Origin of the sequence: Chryseobacterium amylolyticum (assembly GCF_051011775.1) — a bacterium.
GTDB lineage: Bacteria > Bacteroidota > Bacteroidia > Flavobacteriales > Weeksellaceae > Chryseobacterium.
Map to the genome: position 1 here is coordinate 451,657 of NZ_JBPCHX010000003.1, position 16,805 is coordinate 468,461.

Annotated in this window: 12 protein-coding genes; all 12 read right to left on the minus strand. The window is 39.3% G+C overall.

All coding sequences use genetic code 11. The features are described from left to right. Positions 1 to 17 precede the first annotated feature (17 nt). On the minus strand, positions 18 to 2,276 hold the full coding sequence (locus ACR1PO_RS10795; protein WP_332388445.1) for an FIDD domain-containing protein: 2,259 nt from the start codon (positions 2,274 to 2,276) through the stop codon (positions 18 to 20). A 162-nt stretch (positions 2,277 to 2,438) separates the two neighbouring features. After that, positions 2,439 to 4,697, minus strand: a complete 2,259-nt coding sequence (locus ACR1PO_RS10800; RefSeq protein ID WP_433986770.1) for an FIDD domain-containing protein — start codon at positions 4,695 to 4,697, stop codon at positions 2,439 to 2,441. Between the two features lie 165 nt (positions 4,698 to 4,862). Beyond that, positions 4,863 to 5,339 carry a ribonuclease HI gene (gene rnhA, locus ACR1PO_RS10805; RefSeq protein WP_332388442.1) on the minus strand — a complete coding sequence of 159 codons (477 nt, stop codon included), beginning with the start codon at positions 5,337 to 5,339 and terminating at the stop codon, positions 4,863 to 4,865. Between the two features lie 65 nt (positions 5,340 to 5,404). After that, positions 5,405 to 6,991, minus strand: a complete 1,587-nt coding sequence (gene dnaB, locus ACR1PO_RS10810) for a replicative DNA helicase (protein WP_002982805.1) — start codon at positions 6,989 to 6,991, stop codon at positions 5,405 to 5,407. A 155-nt stretch (positions 6,992 to 7,146) separates the two neighbouring features. Next, positions 7,147 to 9,294, minus strand: a complete 2,148-nt coding sequence (locus ACR1PO_RS10815; protein ID WP_433986771.1) for an FIDD domain-containing protein — start codon at positions 9,292 to 9,294, stop codon at positions 7,147 to 7,149. A gap of 98 nt (positions 9,295 to 9,392) precedes the next feature. After that, positions 9,393 to 11,489 (minus strand): FIDD domain-containing protein, encoded by a 2,097-nt coding sequence (locus ACR1PO_RS10820; protein WP_332388440.1) that lies wholly within the window; start codon positions 11,487 to 11,489, stop codon positions 9,393 to 9,395. Between the two features lie 29 nt (positions 11,490 to 11,518). Beyond that, on the minus strand, positions 11,519 to 12,103 hold the full coding sequence (locus ACR1PO_RS10825) for a hypothetical protein (RefSeq protein ID WP_332388439.1): 585 nt from the start codon (positions 12,101 to 12,103) through the stop codon (positions 11,519 to 11,521). Positions 12,104 to 12,427: 324 nt separating this feature from the next. Next, positions 12,428 to 13,663 carry an MFS transporter gene (locus ACR1PO_RS10830; RefSeq protein WP_131437292.1) on the minus strand — a complete coding sequence of 412 codons (1,236 nt, stop codon included), beginning with the start codon at positions 13,661 to 13,663 and terminating at the stop codon, positions 12,428 to 12,430. Between the two features lie 92 nt (positions 13,664 to 13,755). After that, positions 13,756 to 14,118, minus strand: coding sequence for a hypothetical protein (locus tag ACR1PO_RS10835; RefSeq protein WP_002982820.1), 363 nt, complete (start codon positions 14,116 to 14,118; stop codon positions 13,756 to 13,758). 69 nt (positions 14,119 to 14,187) lie between these two features. Continuing rightward, on the minus strand, positions 14,188 to 15,687 hold the full coding sequence (locus tag ACR1PO_RS10840) for a GH3 auxin-responsive promoter family protein (RefSeq protein ID WP_332388438.1): 1,500 nt from the start codon (positions 15,685 to 15,687) through the stop codon (positions 14,188 to 14,190). 135 nt (positions 15,688 to 15,822) lie between these two features. Beyond that, positions 15,823 to 16,122 carry a hypothetical protein gene (locus ACR1PO_RS10845; protein WP_332388437.1) on the minus strand — a complete coding sequence of 100 codons (300 nt, stop codon included), beginning with the start codon at positions 16,120 to 16,122 and terminating at the stop codon, positions 15,823 to 15,825. Positions 16,123 to 16,302: 180 nt separating this feature from the next. After that, positions 16,303 to 16,698 carry a hypothetical protein gene (locus ACR1PO_RS10850; protein WP_332388436.1) on the minus strand — a complete coding sequence of 132 codons (396 nt, stop codon included), beginning with the start codon at positions 16,696 to 16,698 and terminating at the stop codon, positions 16,303 to 16,305. Between the last annotated feature and the right edge of the window lie 107 nt (positions 16,699 to 16,805).

Below are 16,805 nucleotides of genomic sequence, written 5' to 3' on the forward strand. Positions count from 1 at the left end.
TGTGTTGGAAAGTGTAATTATTCTCTGTTCTTTACAACAATCCAGCCTGAGAATTTTATCGGAGTACTGTTTTTATTATTTTCATTCCATGAAATAGAATACCAGTAATTTCCTGTAGGAACTTTTTTGCTTCCGTTGGTGGTTCCTGTCCATTTGTAACCATTGGTTTTATCTGCCTGGAACATTTTGTAACCATATCTGTCGAAAATTGCTATTTCCAGATTCTGTTTATTGGCAAGCGCTGAATAATCAATAAAATCATTCTTGCCGTCATCATTTGGAGTAATTACATTGATCAGATTAGGTACTGTGATATTGACTTCAACAGGGAGACAGTTATAGCCATCTCTTACATATACTTTTGCCTCTCCTCTTGCAATATTGGTAAAGACATTGGAATCCTGCCAGTTGATATTATCCATTGAATACTGGTACGGAGGAGTTCCGCCATTGGCATATACCGTTACAGTGCTTCCTGCGATATCAATCGTGGTAATAACGGGATTATCGGAAGGATATACCGTTACCTTTTGTGTCACAATACAATCGCCTGTTTTAAGTTTTACCCAATAAGTGCCTACTCCTACATTCTTGATAGACTGTGTGGTAGCTCCTGTGCTCCATTCGTAGCTTTTGAAACCTGCTCCTGCATCTAAAGTGGTTGTGTTTTCTATACAAATTGTTTTGTCAAGTAAAGCTGTTGAGTAAACAGGCGGTATTACGGTTAACGTAACTTTAGCAATAGAATAGCAGCCGTTTGCACTGAATACTTTAATATAGGCAACTCCATTAGGCGCAATGTATGCTGCAGGAGTGGAGATTGCATTAGTTCCACTGATAGCATCAGTCAATGAAGGGTAATATTCTTTTGTGAGTCCACCCTGTGAAACGACGGCTCCTACGAGATTAAAGGATGCCATAGACGGATTGCTTTCAATAAAACACGATTTGATTTCAATATCATTGACAACCACAACAGGGTAAATATTCAATGTAATTTTAGCTGTACTTACACAGCCCTGAGGAGTAGTTACCTTTACGTATATTGTTGCTGCTGCAGATGCGTAAGCAGAGGGATTTGTAATCTGGTTCGTCCCATTATTCAGATCATATAGAGTGGGATAGAATTCCTTGGTAACTCCTGCAACAGTGGTTACGGCAGCTGTGTTGAGGTCAAAGGTTGCAGTCCCTGCATTGTTGTTATTACATCCGGTAAGACTGGCATCTGTTGCTGCAAATGGAGTAGGATTCAGCTGGATGACTCCGTCGCCGTTATCACAAAGAGTAGAAGTAGGGTCTTTGACAACTACTTTGATTGTGGTATTTCCTGAATACTGAAAGTTTGTAGGATTGGCAATGGGAGTAGAGCTTCCCAGTAAATAATAAGTGAAAATATAGTTACCAGGATTATTTACAAATTGAGAATTGTAAGAAGTAAGGTCTACAACACCATTTCCAGTAGCTGGATTCGTACATACGAACGGTGTTACGGTATTGCTTAAGATAGGAACTTTATCCACAAATACTTTAACATTTTTAATGGAATGTCTTGCGCTGGCGCCTCCGGTTGCTGCAGAGAAACCGAAATATCCCTGTGACATTCCCACAGCGCCTCCGGAAGGAGCAAAAGACTGATCTACAATAAGAACACCATTTATTCTTACTTTGATAATCCAGTTGGTAGGATTGGTAAGGTCTGTTTCTCCGTTTACTTCAACGTGTCTGTAAGTATCTCCTACAAACGGCTGCGTTGCAATAAGATCCGGAGAGTGGAATGTGCTTCCCGGAGTCGTGTTGTACTCAATATTGTTACCCGCTGTATTGTTGGTGCCATAAAGAATATGAACTTTACTCATCTGCCCTTCAGTTGTATTGTTGAAGATATCAAAACCAACCATAAGCCCTGAAGCATTGGCCGGAATACCTAGTCCTCCTCCTGAAACGAATCCTGTTGGCGGATTGGCAAGATACCAGAAAGTAAAGCCGTCTCCTCTTCCAAACTGTGCGGTTCCGTTTCCATCGATTCTGAAATCGAATTCCACCTTCCATTTATCACAGTAGCTCAGGGTGATTGGAGTGGATAGTTTTATAGCGCCGTATCTGCTGGTCTGATCACTTGTAAGCCTTACAAAATCTCCGCTTACCACAGCATCAGAAACCAGGTCCCAGCCGGTCGTATTTACAGGGTTTCCGGTCAATTGGTAAGTCTGTGAAAATAATCTTCCCGGAAGACAGAGTAAGATAGTCAAAAATAAAATGAGTATATCTTTTTTCATAGTGGATGGATTATAATGTTATTTGTTCTTGGATATAAATTGTTTTTTTTTTTTTTATGTTTATATTGCTCACGAAAGCAATGTCTGGTTTCAGTTTTGGATTGAATATAGCCTGCTTTTAATACCGAAACTACCCCCAAGGAGGTAGTTTCAGATGTTCAATTATTCTCTGTTTTTTACCAATACCCAGCCTGAGTATTTGGTTTCAGTATTGTCTTTGTTGTTTTCGTTCCATGAGATGGTGTACCAGTAAGTACCTGTGAGGACTTTTTTACCGGAAGCAGTTCCGTCCCATGTGAAGTTTCTCATTTTCCCTGCCTCATAAAGTTTGTTGCCATATCTGTCATAAACAATGAACAGCAGGTTTTTCTTGTAGGCAAGTGCCGAGTAGTCAATAAAGTCGTTTACATTGTCGCCGTTCGGAGTGATGGCATTGATAAGGTTAGGTACTGTAATCTGAACTTCAACAGGTGTACAGTTATAAACATCTTTTACATAAACTCTTACCTCTCCTCTTGCAAGGCCTGTGAATATATTGCTGGTCTGCCAGTTAACTCCGTCCACAGAAAACTGATAAGGAGGGGTTCCGCCAGCTACATTTACAGTTATTGTGTTATTGTCAATATTGATGCTGGAGATTACAGGGTTTGCAGATGCTTTTACATTGACAATCTGTGTGGTAATACAGTTGCCGGTTTTAAGTTTTACCCAATAAGGCCCTACGCCTACATCCTTAATAGATGAGGTTGTAGCTCCGGTGCTCCATTCATAACCATCGAATCCGGGACCTGCATCCAGATCTGTTTTTTCACCAATACAAATGATTTTGTCTTTCAGAACAGAAGATGTTACAGGAGGTAATACGATAAGGTTGATTTTAGCAATATTATAGCATCCGTTGGCATCTGTTACTTTTGCATACACGGCAGTACTTGTTGATAAATACTGAAGGGGATTCATGATCTCATTGGTTCCGTCTAAAGCGTTTGCTATTGAGGTATAATATTTTTTTGCGGCCCCTGTTCCCAGAGTGGTCACATCCGCAGCAGTCAGGTTAAAAATAGCGCTGTTAATATTATTTTCAATGAAACAAGATCTCAGGGTAGCTTCTTTCACAGGGGTGTCAGGGTAAAATGCCAGTGTGATTTTTGCCGTACCTGTACATCCCTGAGGGGTAGTTACTTTTACATAAACAACTCCCGGTGCAGCTATATAATTGGTTGGATTTTGAATCTCATTACTATCGGCATTGAGATCTGCTAACGTTTTATAATATTTTTTAGTGACACCGGGAACATCAGTGACATTCGCCGTATTCAGGTTGAAAGCAGCGGTTCCGGCTTTATTGTTATTACATGCCGTAATGGTTTTGTCTTCGGCTTTAAAAGGAGCGAGAACCAGTAATATTTTCCCATCCGGATTATCACAAAGGAGTCCTGCATTATCTTTAACAACAACGGTAACGGTTGTGTTGGCATTAAACTGATAATTGGCAGGGTTCGCAATAGGCGTTGAGCTTCCAAAAGGATAGTAAGTGAATGTATAATTGGAAGGATTGCTGACAAACTGCGAATTAAATGAAGTCAGGTTTACAGAGCCATATCCGGTAGTGGGATTAGGGCAGAAAGACTGAGTTGCTGAATTCTGTAAAATAGGAACTTTATCCGTATAAATTTTTACATTTTTAATAGAGTGTCTTGATCTTGCCCCTCCTGTAGACGCTGAAAATCCAAAATATCCGACAGTCATTGCAGCTGCTGTTCCGGAGGGGGCAAAAGACTGATTGCAGATTACATTACCGTCTATTGTTATTTTTATGATCCAGCTGGTAGGGGCAGCAGGATCTACCTGTGCTGTTACTTCAACATGCTTAAAGGTAGTTCCCTGAAAAGGCTGCGTAGTATTTAAATCCGGTGAGTGAAAAGAACTTCCGGGAACATTGAAAAATTCAACGTTATTGGAGTCTGTTGTGTTTTGAACCTGTCCGTAAGCAACATGAACCTTGCTCATTGTAGCAGTAGTGGTATTGTTGTAAGTATCAAGCCCTACGATAAGACCAACTGCATTCTGAGAAACTCCAAGTCCTGAGCCTAATACGCTGGCAACAGGCGGATTGGCAAGATACCAGAAAGCGATTCCATCTCCGTTGGAGGTTTGGTTGGAATCCATTCTGAAATCAAATTCCACCCTCCATTTGTCACAATATTTTAAATTGATAGGATCATTCAGCCTGATGGAGCCGGATTGGTTGTTGGTATCCGGAGTAAGCTGAATAAAATCTGTGTTTACCTGGGTGGGAGAAACCATTGTCCAGCCGGTAGTCGTTACCGGGTTTCCGACAAGCTGATAAGTCTGGGCAAAGGACTTCCCGGCTATACAGAGTAAAAGAACAGATAAATACAATAATAGATTTTTATTCATTTATAATGGGACTTATTTTAATATGTAAAGATATTAAATCCCAATCAATTAATATGTATTTAATGTTAATTTTGCTAAAATTTTAATAATTTTTTAAATATTTATCGCTTATTATGATATAATGGTGAATATTATAGTAGTGATTACGTATTTGTATTAATTCAATTAAAATAAGGAATTATTATCCAGGCTCTCAAAATAAGTATCAATTTCGAGATCGGAAGAATTGGCTGCTGCAACCGCTAATTTATCACAAAGCTCGTTTTCAAAGTGCCCGGCATGGCCTTTTATCCAGTGCATTCTGGGGTTGTGTTTATTGTAAAGTTCAACAAATTTTTTCCAGAGGTCGGGGTTTTTTACATTTTTCCATCCTCTTTTGATCCAACCTGCAATCCAGTTCTGATTGATCGCATCAGATACGTATTTGCTGTCTGTGTAGACATGGATCTCATTTTCTGTTGATTTCAGTTTTTCCAATGCCGTGATGACAGCCAGAAGCTCCATTCTGTTGTTGGTGGTTTTCCGAAAACCTCTTGAAAATGTTTTCTGGTAATTTTTTTCCGGAACCCGCATGAGAATTCCGTATCCGCCTTTTCCCGGATTTCCGCTGCAAGCCCCATCGGTATAAATTTCGATTCTCAAATCTGCTTTTTAAAATTGATTTATTGACAGTACATTAAACTGATCTGGTTTGAATTTAGCCCTCCTTAAAACGGAAAGTCATCATCATCGTCGAAATCATTCATTGATGACCCCGAAAGTTTCGAACTGTCCGGAAGATCAAATGCCGCTCCTGGCTGAATCGTAGTTTTGATCCTGTCAAATCCGCTTGGCTCCCCGAAATTGGAAGGATATCCTCCTCCGGCACCGCCATCAAATGCTGCTTCTATATCACCGAATTTTGCAAAATGTTTTAGGAATGATAATCTGACATCTGCCGTAGCACCATTTCTGTGTTTTGCAATAATAAGCTCAGCCTGGTTTTCAGTAGAAGTCTCCTGTCCTTCTTCATCATTATCCCAAACAGAAATTTTATAATATTCCGGTCTGAAGATGAAAGATACAATATCCGCATCCTGCTCAATCGCTCCGGATTCCCTCAAATCTGAGAGCTGAGGTCTTTTCCCCGGACGGGCTTCCACACTTCTTGAAAGCTGGGAAAGAGCAATCACAGGTACATTAAGTTCTTTTGCAATCGCTTTTAATGAACGTGAAATCATGGAGATTTCCTGTTCACGGTTTCCGACTCCTTTACCGCCTCCTCCGGCAGTCATCAGCTGAAGATAGTCGACCATGATAAGCCTTACGCCATGCTGCATTACCAGTCTTCGGCACTTCGCACGGAAATCAAATATCGAAAGGGAAGGAGTTTCATCAATATATAAAGGAGCGTTTTCCAGTTCAGATACGTTGGAGAACAGTCTTTGCCATTCTTCATCATCCAGTGTTCCTTTTCTTAACTTCTCTGAGGAGATTCTTGTTTCGGAAGCAATCATTCTGGTGATAAGCTGTACGGATGCCATCTCGAGAGAGAACAGCGCCATAGGGATTTTGTGGCCTACAGCAATATTTCTTGCCATGGAAAGAAGAAATGCCGTTTTACCCATCGCCGGACGGGCTGCAATAATGATGAGGTCAGAGTTCTGCCATCCACCGGTTTCCTTATCCACATCTCTGAAACCTGATGGAACTCCTGAAAGCCCCTGCTTATCTTTTAAAGATTTAATGGTATCAATAGCCTGCTTTACCAATGAATTGGCAGTGTCGAATCCCTTCTTAATCGTTCCGTTAGTGATCTCGAAGAAAGATTGTTCTGCCTTGTCCAGAAGTTCAAAAACATCTGTTGACTCTTTGTAGGAAGAATCAATAACGTTGGCAGAAACGTTGATAAGGCTTCTTAAAATATATTTTTCAAGAATAACACGTACATGGTATTCAATATGAGCAGATGAGCTTACTCCCATTGTAAGGTCAATGATGTAATGATCTCCACCTGCCTGACTCAGCTTATCTTCTTTTTTTAAATCCTGAATAATCGTCATTAAGTCTACCGGGTGGTTGCCTTCATAAAGTTTCAGGATAGTGGAAAAGATGACCTGATGTCTGGGGTCATAAAATACCTCCGGAGTAAGGAGGTCAATGGAATGATCAAGACCTTTTTTGTCAATCAAAAAAGTTCCGATAACAAGTCTTTCAAAGTCCACTGCATTGGGAGGCATTTTTCCATCCGCAATAGACAATTCTTTTGCAAAGTTTCCGTGTGTCAGGGATGATAATGTTTCTTTCTGCGCCATGGTGCAAAGATAGTTTATTTAAAAAATAATTAAAAAATAGTATTCAACAAATTATTAGCAGTCTTTCGGAAAATGCTGTAAACAGGAGCTTGAATCTGTTGATAAAAAAATCACCTCAGAACTGAGGTGATTTTATAAAATAGATTTAGGAGAACTTATTCTCTGTTTTTTACCAATACCCATCCTGAATATTTGGTTTCGGTATTGTTTTTATCATTTTCATTCCATGAGATCGTGTACCAGTAAGTTCCGGTTGGAATTTTCTTACCGAAGGCTGTTCCGTCCCAGGTAAAGTTTCTCATTTTATTAGCTTCATGAAGTTTGTTTCCATATCTGTCATACACAATGAAGATAAGGTTCTTCTTGTATGCTAATGCTGAGTAGTCGATAACATCATTTACATTATCTCCGTTTGGTGTGATGGCGTTAATAAGGTTAGGAACCGTCACCGTCACCTGAATAGGAGTACAGTTGTAAGTATCCTTTACATATATTGTATTTTCACCTCTTGGAAGTCCTGTGAATATATTGGAATCCTGCCATGTAACACCATCTACAGAATATTTGTAAGGAGGAACTCCGCCCGTAGCTGTTACAGTGATGTTGTTGTTGGTAATTTCTATTCCTGAAATTACCGGCTGAAGGCTTGGGTGCACACGTACTTCCTGAAGTGTAAAACATTTCCCGGTCTGAAGTTTTACCCAATAAGCACCAACTCCCACGTTGCTGATAGACTGTGTCGTTTCACCTGTGCTCCATTCGTAGCTTACAAATCCAGGTCCTGCATCCAAAGTGGTTTTGGCCTCTGCACAAATCGTTTTGTCTTTTAGTACAGCTGATTTTACCGGAGGTAATACCACCAGTTCTATCTTGGCAATTGAATAACATTGTTTGTCATTGTCTACTCTTACATATACCGTTTTGCTTTCTGAAAGATAATTTAATGCTCCTACAATAGGATTTGTCTGAGCTTTAGCATCGGCTATCGAGGTATAATATTTAATAATAGTTCCTGTAGGAGTTGGAACAGCTACCCCGATATCAGCTTTGGAAAGATCAAATGTTGAACGGGTAACATCGTTTTCAATATAACAGTTTTGAAGTACAGCATCTTTCAATACAACCGTTGGATAGAATAACAATCTGATCGTAGTAGTTGCAATACAACCGAAGTTGGAAACAACTTTTGCATATATGGTTGTTTCGGCGGAAACGTAGTTGGCAGGATCAGTAATTTCATTGATATCTGCGTTCATATCGGCAACCGTAGTATAATATTTAATTGTTGCCCCGGAGCCTCCGAATATATTGGCTGTTGTTAAATTGTATTTTGCGGTACCGGCTCCATTGTTGTTACAGGAGTATAAAGTGGCCGAATTGGCTGTGATGCCGGCATTGACAAACTTGAACTTCCCGGTAATAAAGCATCCGTTGATAGGGTTATTCGGATTGCTTGGATCGTGGTATACAATTCGGTAATAGTATGTTGTTGTTCCGTCTACAGTAGTTACTGTAAGAGGGTTGGCGCCTGTAAGGGCGTCGTTGGTTGTTTTGTGATAAGTAACGGAGAAGTTGGAACTGTTACCGTTAATAATGGATGCCGTCAGTGTTGTAAAATCAAACTGAGTTGGTAATGAACAAACCATCACCTGGCTTGGATCATTAGGATTAGCTCCCGGAATTCCCGGAGTGATAAATGGGTTAGGGGAAAGTACAGGATCGTTAAATGCAGAACTTAAGCTTGCCGTACCTGTCCATTCTAAAGAAAAACCATTAACGGATCTGCTGAAGTTGTCAATAACCAGATAATAGGTCTGGCCTACCAGTACGTTCATATAAGGACTCCATTTTCCATTGTTCATACTTGCTGTGGTACCAGGAGGGTTGGTAGGGAATACTGCAGGGGGAGCAAGAGCAAGATCCAGTCCTGTGTCTCCCGGAGTACCGCTGTAATTACATCTTATTGGCTGTATGAAAACATGATTTGCGTCCTGTAAAGAAGCACAGCCGTTTGTAGTAGGGCCATAGACTGCGAAATCGTAATCATCGTCCTGGTCGTTAGGTTTTATTGTAAACGCAAGTGTACCTGGTGTAGACACAGTGAAGGTATACCAAACAGTATATCTTTCATTGGTACTAAGGCAGCCTCCGTGTTGATTAAGAATTTCTATGATGCTCCCCGGGCCAGAAGGGGTATAAGAAATGTCAGAGTTACCACAGATAGGGATTGCTGTGACACAGTCTGACTGTGAATAGGCCATTTGAGTTATCAATAAAATAAAAAGAAGTAATATTTTTTTCATTGTTAAAACTATTTTCGTTAAACAAGTTATAAAATCAATAAATTTTTATCATTATTTGTAAAAGAAAAAGCCGCCAAAGCGGCTTTTTATGTAAAGGATTATTCTCTGTTTTTTACCACAATCCAACCTGAAAACTTGAAAGGAGTGTTCTTTTTATCATTCTCATTCCAGGTTACAGAATACCAGTATGTACCTGTTGGTATCTTCTTCCCTGCAATCGTTCCGTCCCATTTGTAACCGTTTGATTTGTCTCCCTGGTGGATTTTTGTTCCGTATCTGTCAAAGATACTCAAAATAAGATTTTGTTTGTCTGCCATAGCGGAATAATCTACAACATCATTCACACCGTCGCCATTAGGCGTAATCATATTGATAAGGTTTGGAACCACTACAGTCACTTCAATAGGCTCACAGTCATAAGCATCTTTTACATATACTTTATAAGTGCCTCTGGCAATATTGGTGAAGGTATTGGAATTCTGCCATGTGATTTTATCCATTGAGTACTGATAATCCGGTGTTCCTCCGATAACATTTATTGTAAGAGTTGTATTGGAAACATCAACCCCGTTTACGACAGGTTGTTCAGAAGGATATACAGTAACTTTCTGCGTTGCGATACATTCTCCTGTTTTCAGTTTTACCCAGTAAACCCCTACTCCTACATCTTTGATAGACTGGGTAGTAGCTCCTGTGCTCCACTCGTAGCTGTTGAATCCTGGTCCTGCATCTAAAGTTGTGGTGTCCTCCATACAGATGATTTTGTCTTTCAGAACACTTGATGTTACAGGAGGAATTACTGTTAAGGTAATTTTTGCAACGGTATAGCATCCTCGTGTGTCTGATACTCTAACATATACAAATCCATTCGGTGCTATATAATTATTGAATCCTAAAATTTCGTTTGTTGCATCTATTGCATCTGTCAGTGACGGGAAATATCTCTTGGTAGTGGTTCCCGTAGGGCTTGTCACCGGTGCATTTGCAAGATTGAATAAAGCAGTGGACGGGTTGGATTCTATAAAACAAGATCTTAATGAAGCATCTGTTGCTGTAACCAGAGGATAGAATTTAAGAGTAATTTCTGCAGATGCTGTACATCCAAATTCGTTGATTGCTTTTACAAAAACTGACCCTTCTGCCGAAACAAACATGTAAGGATTGGTAATCTCATTGGTTCCGTTATTAAGATCATACATAGAAGGATAATACTTTAATATATGGTTAGGAGCAGCTCCTACAGTTGCTGTAGATAGATCATACATTGCAGTCCCTGAATTATTGTTGCTGCAAGAGGTAAGTGTGGCAGGGTTTAGCGTGAATGATTTATCAAGAAATTTGATCTGTCCATATTCTCTGCACTGGTTTAAGAAGCTGGTCGGGCTGTTTGGATCAACATAGCTGATTGCATAAGTATAAGTGGTAGCTACATTAATGTTCGTAGGCGCAGTAATTGCGTTTGTATCGTCTAATGCATCTGTTGCTGAAGCATAATATTTTACTACAAAATTAGGGTTGCCATTTAAGATCTGGGAGGAAAATGTAGAAAAATCATAGTTGACAATTTTTCCGCATACCGGGATCTCTCCGTTCTGCGTAGGGCCAGGCTGTAAAAACGGATGTGGCTGATAAACCTGTGCCGAATTATGGTCAAACGGAGTAAGAAGCTTAGCTGTTCCTCCAAAAGTTAACGTAAATGGGGCAATTTGCGGAGAATAATTATTCAAAAGAAGATGGTAAACCTGCCCCGGGAGGACATCAATATATTTTACAAAACCATCACCAGTTGATGGTTCACTTGTATCCGTAGAAGTCATATTAAGCCCGGTAGGGTTGACGATGCTTATATTAACACCAGCATAAGAACATCTCAATGGAGTGGCTGTTGTATTGGCACAGTTATGATTGGGGCCATAAAGGGCAAAATCATAATCAATACCTACGGCATTGGGGCCTGTAGGAGTTACTACAAAAGTAAGTGTTCCGGCTGTTTCTATGCTGAAAGTAAGCCATATGGAATTACTCTCTCCGGAAGGGCCCAGACAGCCTACCTGACCTTCTTTTACATTCCCCCAGCTGTTAGGAGTGAGAGAAATGGCGGCATCACTGCATATCGGTATGGCAGTAGCACAGTCCTGCTGTGCAAAAGCCATTTGGGCTAAAAAAAATAGAAAAACGAGTAGATATTTTTTCATGTTGATCATTTTAATTTTTTATCTTCAGGTTATTGGAAAGGTATCAGCTGCTTTCCCCATGTTGGAGATTTACTGTCTGAAGAGGGGTTGGAGAATTCGCTTAAAGCTTTACGGTATAAAATGTCGGCATTGGATTTATCACCTGATTTTTCTTTGATTTTTGCCTGAAGAACGGCCAGTCTCGGATTGTTTACAGAGTTGGCTTCCGCTTTTGCTATACTTTGAGAGATGATATCCTGGTCCGGCTGGCTGCTTTGGGAGCTATCGATCTGAATTTTCTGAACATATAGTAACCCTAGCAATATGTTGATCTCAGCATTGTCTCTTTGTACAGTCCATGCTCCTGCTGCTATTTTTCTGGCTAAAGCATTGTCATCCATAAGGCTTGCTCCGGCTGATTTCTTCAGCAGGGTTTCATTCTTAAGATATAAAGCGACAGCGGCATAATAACTGGACTGCCATGTTTCTGACGTTTTTGCTCCAGAAAATTTATTGAAAAGATTATCGTAATCATTGGCTGTTTTGGAAGCGTTGAGCTGCAAAACAGCTTGGGTTAACGCTTTATCAGAGAAAGTCTGGGCTTCTGCCCAATAATTTACAATGAGAAAGCTCATAATTAGTAAAAGTTTAGTCATAGGGGATAGTTTATGAAGCAAATATAAAAAATTATTAACGTTAAATTAAAGATTTTGAGATATATTTAATCAAAGTAATGTATTGGTTTTAAATGTTGTATTTTATTCTTGAGATTGAATTATGCAGACATCGTAAAGATATTGGTGGTTTTGATGAATTTTTGAGATCGAATTCTTTTATTGGATTAAAAAAAACAGCTGTAAAATAAAAATCAGAATAGAAAACGTTCTATTCTGATTTTAAGTATTTCGGATTCTGATTTTTTGTATATCAGAATTTTAAAACAATTGATAAACAATATATTAATATTGCATTTTCCTCAGTTTGGGATTAGTGCTTCCCACTACCAATGCAACCAGGACGGTCATACATCCTCCAAATACGACAGAGCGCACAACCCCCAGTAATTTAGCCATAAGACCGCTTTCAAACTGTCCCATTTCATTGCTGGACATGATGAAAATCGAATTCACACTCAGAACACGGCCTCTTATATGATCAGGCGTTTTAAGCTGCACAATGGTGCCGCGGATAACAACGGAAATCCCATCCAGCATGCCGCTCATCACCAGGAACATAAAAGACAGCCAGTATATTTTGGACAGGCCAAATCCAATGATGCAAAGCCCGAATCCGGTAACAACAGCAAGAAGGATCTTTCCTTGGTTTTTTCTAAGCGGAACAATAGATAAAATAGTAATGATACACATAGAACCGATATCTGAGGCTGCATTCAGCAATCCGAAGCCTTCCGCTCCTGACTTTAAAATATCTGTGGCAAATACCGGGATCATAGCCACTGCCCCTCCAAAAAGGACGGCAAACATATCAAGGCATAGTGCTCCCAGGATTTCTTTGGTTTTAAAGATATAAGAAATTCCTTCACGCATACTTTCCACAACATTTACTGTTTCTTTTTTGTATTCCGAATGCTGTTTATGAAGCTGCCAGAAAAATAATGAAGCGACAAATATTAATGATAAAATAGCAACCAGGGTCCATTTTACTCCGATAAATCCGATAAGGACACCACCAATAGCATGCCCGCAGACAGAAGATATCAGGAACGTGGCCTGGTTCAGAGTTACTGCATTCGGAAGATTTTCCTTCTTTACAATTTTTGGAATCATGGAAGGAACAATAGGACCGATAAAAGCTCTTGCGATCCCTGTAAAAAATATAACGCCATAAATAAAATAAGTGATCTGATGGCCGGTAAAATGCATTTCCACATTAAAAAATGCAGGAATCAGAAGAAGCCCGATCAGAAAAATATAAGCATAGTTGCAAATGAGAAGCAGTCTCTTTTTCTCATTCATATCGATAACATGCCCTGCATACAGCGCGCAGCTTACGGCAGGAATTACTTCTGAAAGACCGATAAGGCCGATGGAAAAAGGATCTTTTGTTAACTGATATACCCACCATCCCAATAAAGTGGCAAGCATTCTGAAAGCTAAAACAATAAAAAATCTCCCGGTGAGAAGATTTCTGAACTCAACATTTTGTAATGTTTGTAACGGGGTAAAGGAAATCATGAACAAAAATAGCCCTAAAAATTTATTTAGGACTATTCATATGTTGATTTTTAAAAGATATATTAAATATATCCCAAAAGATAAAATCTATTTTAGTCGGCTCTGGTAGAGCTCAGTACAATTGCAGCAACACCTGCAGCGCCGATAAGAGTAGCACCGGCCGCAATTCTGGCCTTTCTTCTGTCTTTTACAGCTGCTACATTTGCTTTTGGAATAATTACCTCTGTACTGTCTTTTTTACCCGCTGTACCTACAAGATTTTCACCAACGACGTTTCTGAATAAAATCGTCTGTTTCGGAGATCCGTCTCTCATGGTGACTTTGTAAATTTTTCCGGCTTCAAGATTGGAGTAATTGTTTTTTGAAATATCTTCGCTGTATTTTGTCGTAGCACAAGATGTAATAACAAATAAAGACGTTAGTAAGGATGATTTCAACAGTACAGATGCTTTCATTATTTTCTTTTAGTTTTTCAAATTTATAATTTTTTTCGAATATACGTTTCTGGAATTTAAAAAATATGATTAAAGTTTGTAAATTTCTAAGAGATCTGCAATCTTCCTGTCATTAGCCAATCTTGGAGTCTTGTTTTGGCCTCCTAATTTTCCCTGGGATTTGGCATAGTCATGAAAAGCATTCTTTTTAAGCCTTGTGATGTGCAGTTGCTGTAAAATATTTCCCGAAATCAGATCGTCATAGTACGTATTTCTTGCCCGTAGCTGCTGATCAAGCTCATTTCTGAATACATCCAAATGCTCAGGTTCCTTTTCAAACTCTATCAGCCATTCATGATAAGGAAGTCCTTCAGCCGGGTTTACCTGAGGTGCAAGATGAAACTCTGTAATCTGTGCGGGGTATTTTTCAAGGGTAGCTTTCATTGCTTCTTCCACTTCAAAAGCAATTACGTGTTCCCCAAAAGCAGAAGTGAAATGTTTGGTTCTTCCACTTACCAGAATTCTGTACGGATCTTTGCTGATAAACCTTACAACATCTCCTATGGAGTAAGCCCATAACCCGGAATTGGTGGTAAGAATCAGTGCATAATCTTTATGCAGCTCAATTTCTTTTAACGTTAATCTTCTTGCTTCAGGTTTGCCATATTCTTCCAGGGGAATAAATTCATAGAAAATTCCATGATTAGTAAGGAGCAGCAGCCCTTCTCTGGTATAATCGTCCTGAAAAGCAAAGAATCCTTCAGACGCCGGAAAGGTCTGGATGATATCTACTTTGCCTCCCAAAAGTTCTTCCATTTTATCACGATAAGGCTCGTAATTGACTCCTCCGGTGACAATAAGCTGAAGATTCGGGAAAAGCTGTTTGATCTTTTTACCATGTTTTTCGGTTAGCTTCTCAAAATACATTATCAGCCATGGCGGGATTCCGGAGATCAGCGTCATATTTTCATGTTCCGTTTCCTCTATGATTTTGTCTACCTTGGCTTCCCAGTCTTCCATGATATTGGTTTCCCAGCTTGGCAGACGGTTTTTCTGAAGATAATTGGGAATATGATGCGCTACAATGCCGGACAGTCTTCCTGTCTTTATTCCGAATACCTCTTCCAGTTCAGGGCTGCCCTGAAGAAAAATCATTTTTCCGTTTACAAAATCTGCATTGTTTTTTTTGCTGATATAATGGAAAAGAGCACTTTGCGCACCGGCAATCTGAAATGGCATTCCTTCTTTGGAAATAGGAATGTATTTAGATCCTGAAGTTGTCCCTGAAGTTTTGGCAAAATATTCAGGAGTTTCTGTCCAGAGAATATTTGCCTGGCCTTTTTTTACTCTTTCAATATAAGGTTTCAGATCTTCATAATCGGCTACAGGAACTCTGTCCTGAAATTCTTTTACAGTATGGATGTTTTCAAAATCATGCTCCCGCCCAAAAAGTGTTTTTTGAGCCGTATTCACAAGAGAAAGGAGTAAATCTTCCTGGTCTTTCTCAGCGTTTTTTTTGAAATCCTCTGCTTTTCGGACATGTTTCTTTGCCCAGATCAGTGCTGCATTTTTCTTGAAGAAGTTTAACATGGGTCAAATTTATAAATAAGTAGAGAATCTGGAATCATTTTTTATGAAGCCTCACATAAAAAAACCGATGGAACAAGTTCCACCGGCTTTTCGAAATTTGATTATGAAAATAACAACTATATGTTGATGTTATGCTTATTTGTTCTCCTTATATCTTTTATCAGGAGTACCGTCTTTTTTCAGGTGTTTGTTTTCTTTGTACCTCTTGTCCGGGGTGCCGTCTTTTTTCATTTTGGCGGCTGGTTGTGCAGGCTTCACAGCTTTTGCATCCATTGCCGGTTTGGCAGCTTTTACTTCTGCCGGTTTAGCAGCAGCCTTTACAGCAGTTGCTTTTACAGGTGGATGTGCTGTTGTGCTTTTAGCGGGAGCAGTCTGCTGGGCAGTTGCAAGTCCTAATCCAAGGATCAATGACATTGCAGATAATAATTTTTTCATAAGAATTATTGTTTGTTTTTGTTGAATAAAGATATACAAAAAGCAGGCTAGAAAATTAGGATTTTTAAACTTAACTAAAGTTTATTACAGCTTAAAAAAATATTAAAACACTTCATTTACAATTAAAAAGCCTGTCTTCAATAGAGGAGACAGGCTTGCATAATATATAAATAGACAAATCTAGCGTGTACAGTTGGCTGTCCACGTTTTGCCGTCTTTTGCAAATAATATTTTTAAAGTATTGTTGTCAATTCTGATATAAGAGGTCGCAGTAGAACCAATCATCACAAGCGTATGATCTCCTTCCTGATTAAACTCTACTCCATTAATGTCCGGAATGCTGTTTGAGAAAGCAAAATTATACTTGGTGCCGCTCGCTATCTTTGTTACAAATACACTTCCGTTGTCCGTGCTGATGTTGGTAGAGCCACCGTCATTATAAGAAATCTGCCCTTTGTAGGTGCCTGCAAAAAATTCATTGTTAACAGGGTCGTCATCTTTGCTGCACGACGAAAAAGATAATGCTGTAAATACCAACAGCATCATAACTCCTAGGATTTTAATTGCTTTTTTCATAATACTATTCTTAATGTTTGGTTTTACTTAAAAGCCAAACACTGTGCCACGGAGAAAATACTTGAATTTTTTTAACATGTTATTAAATAAAATTGTAAAAAATTAAG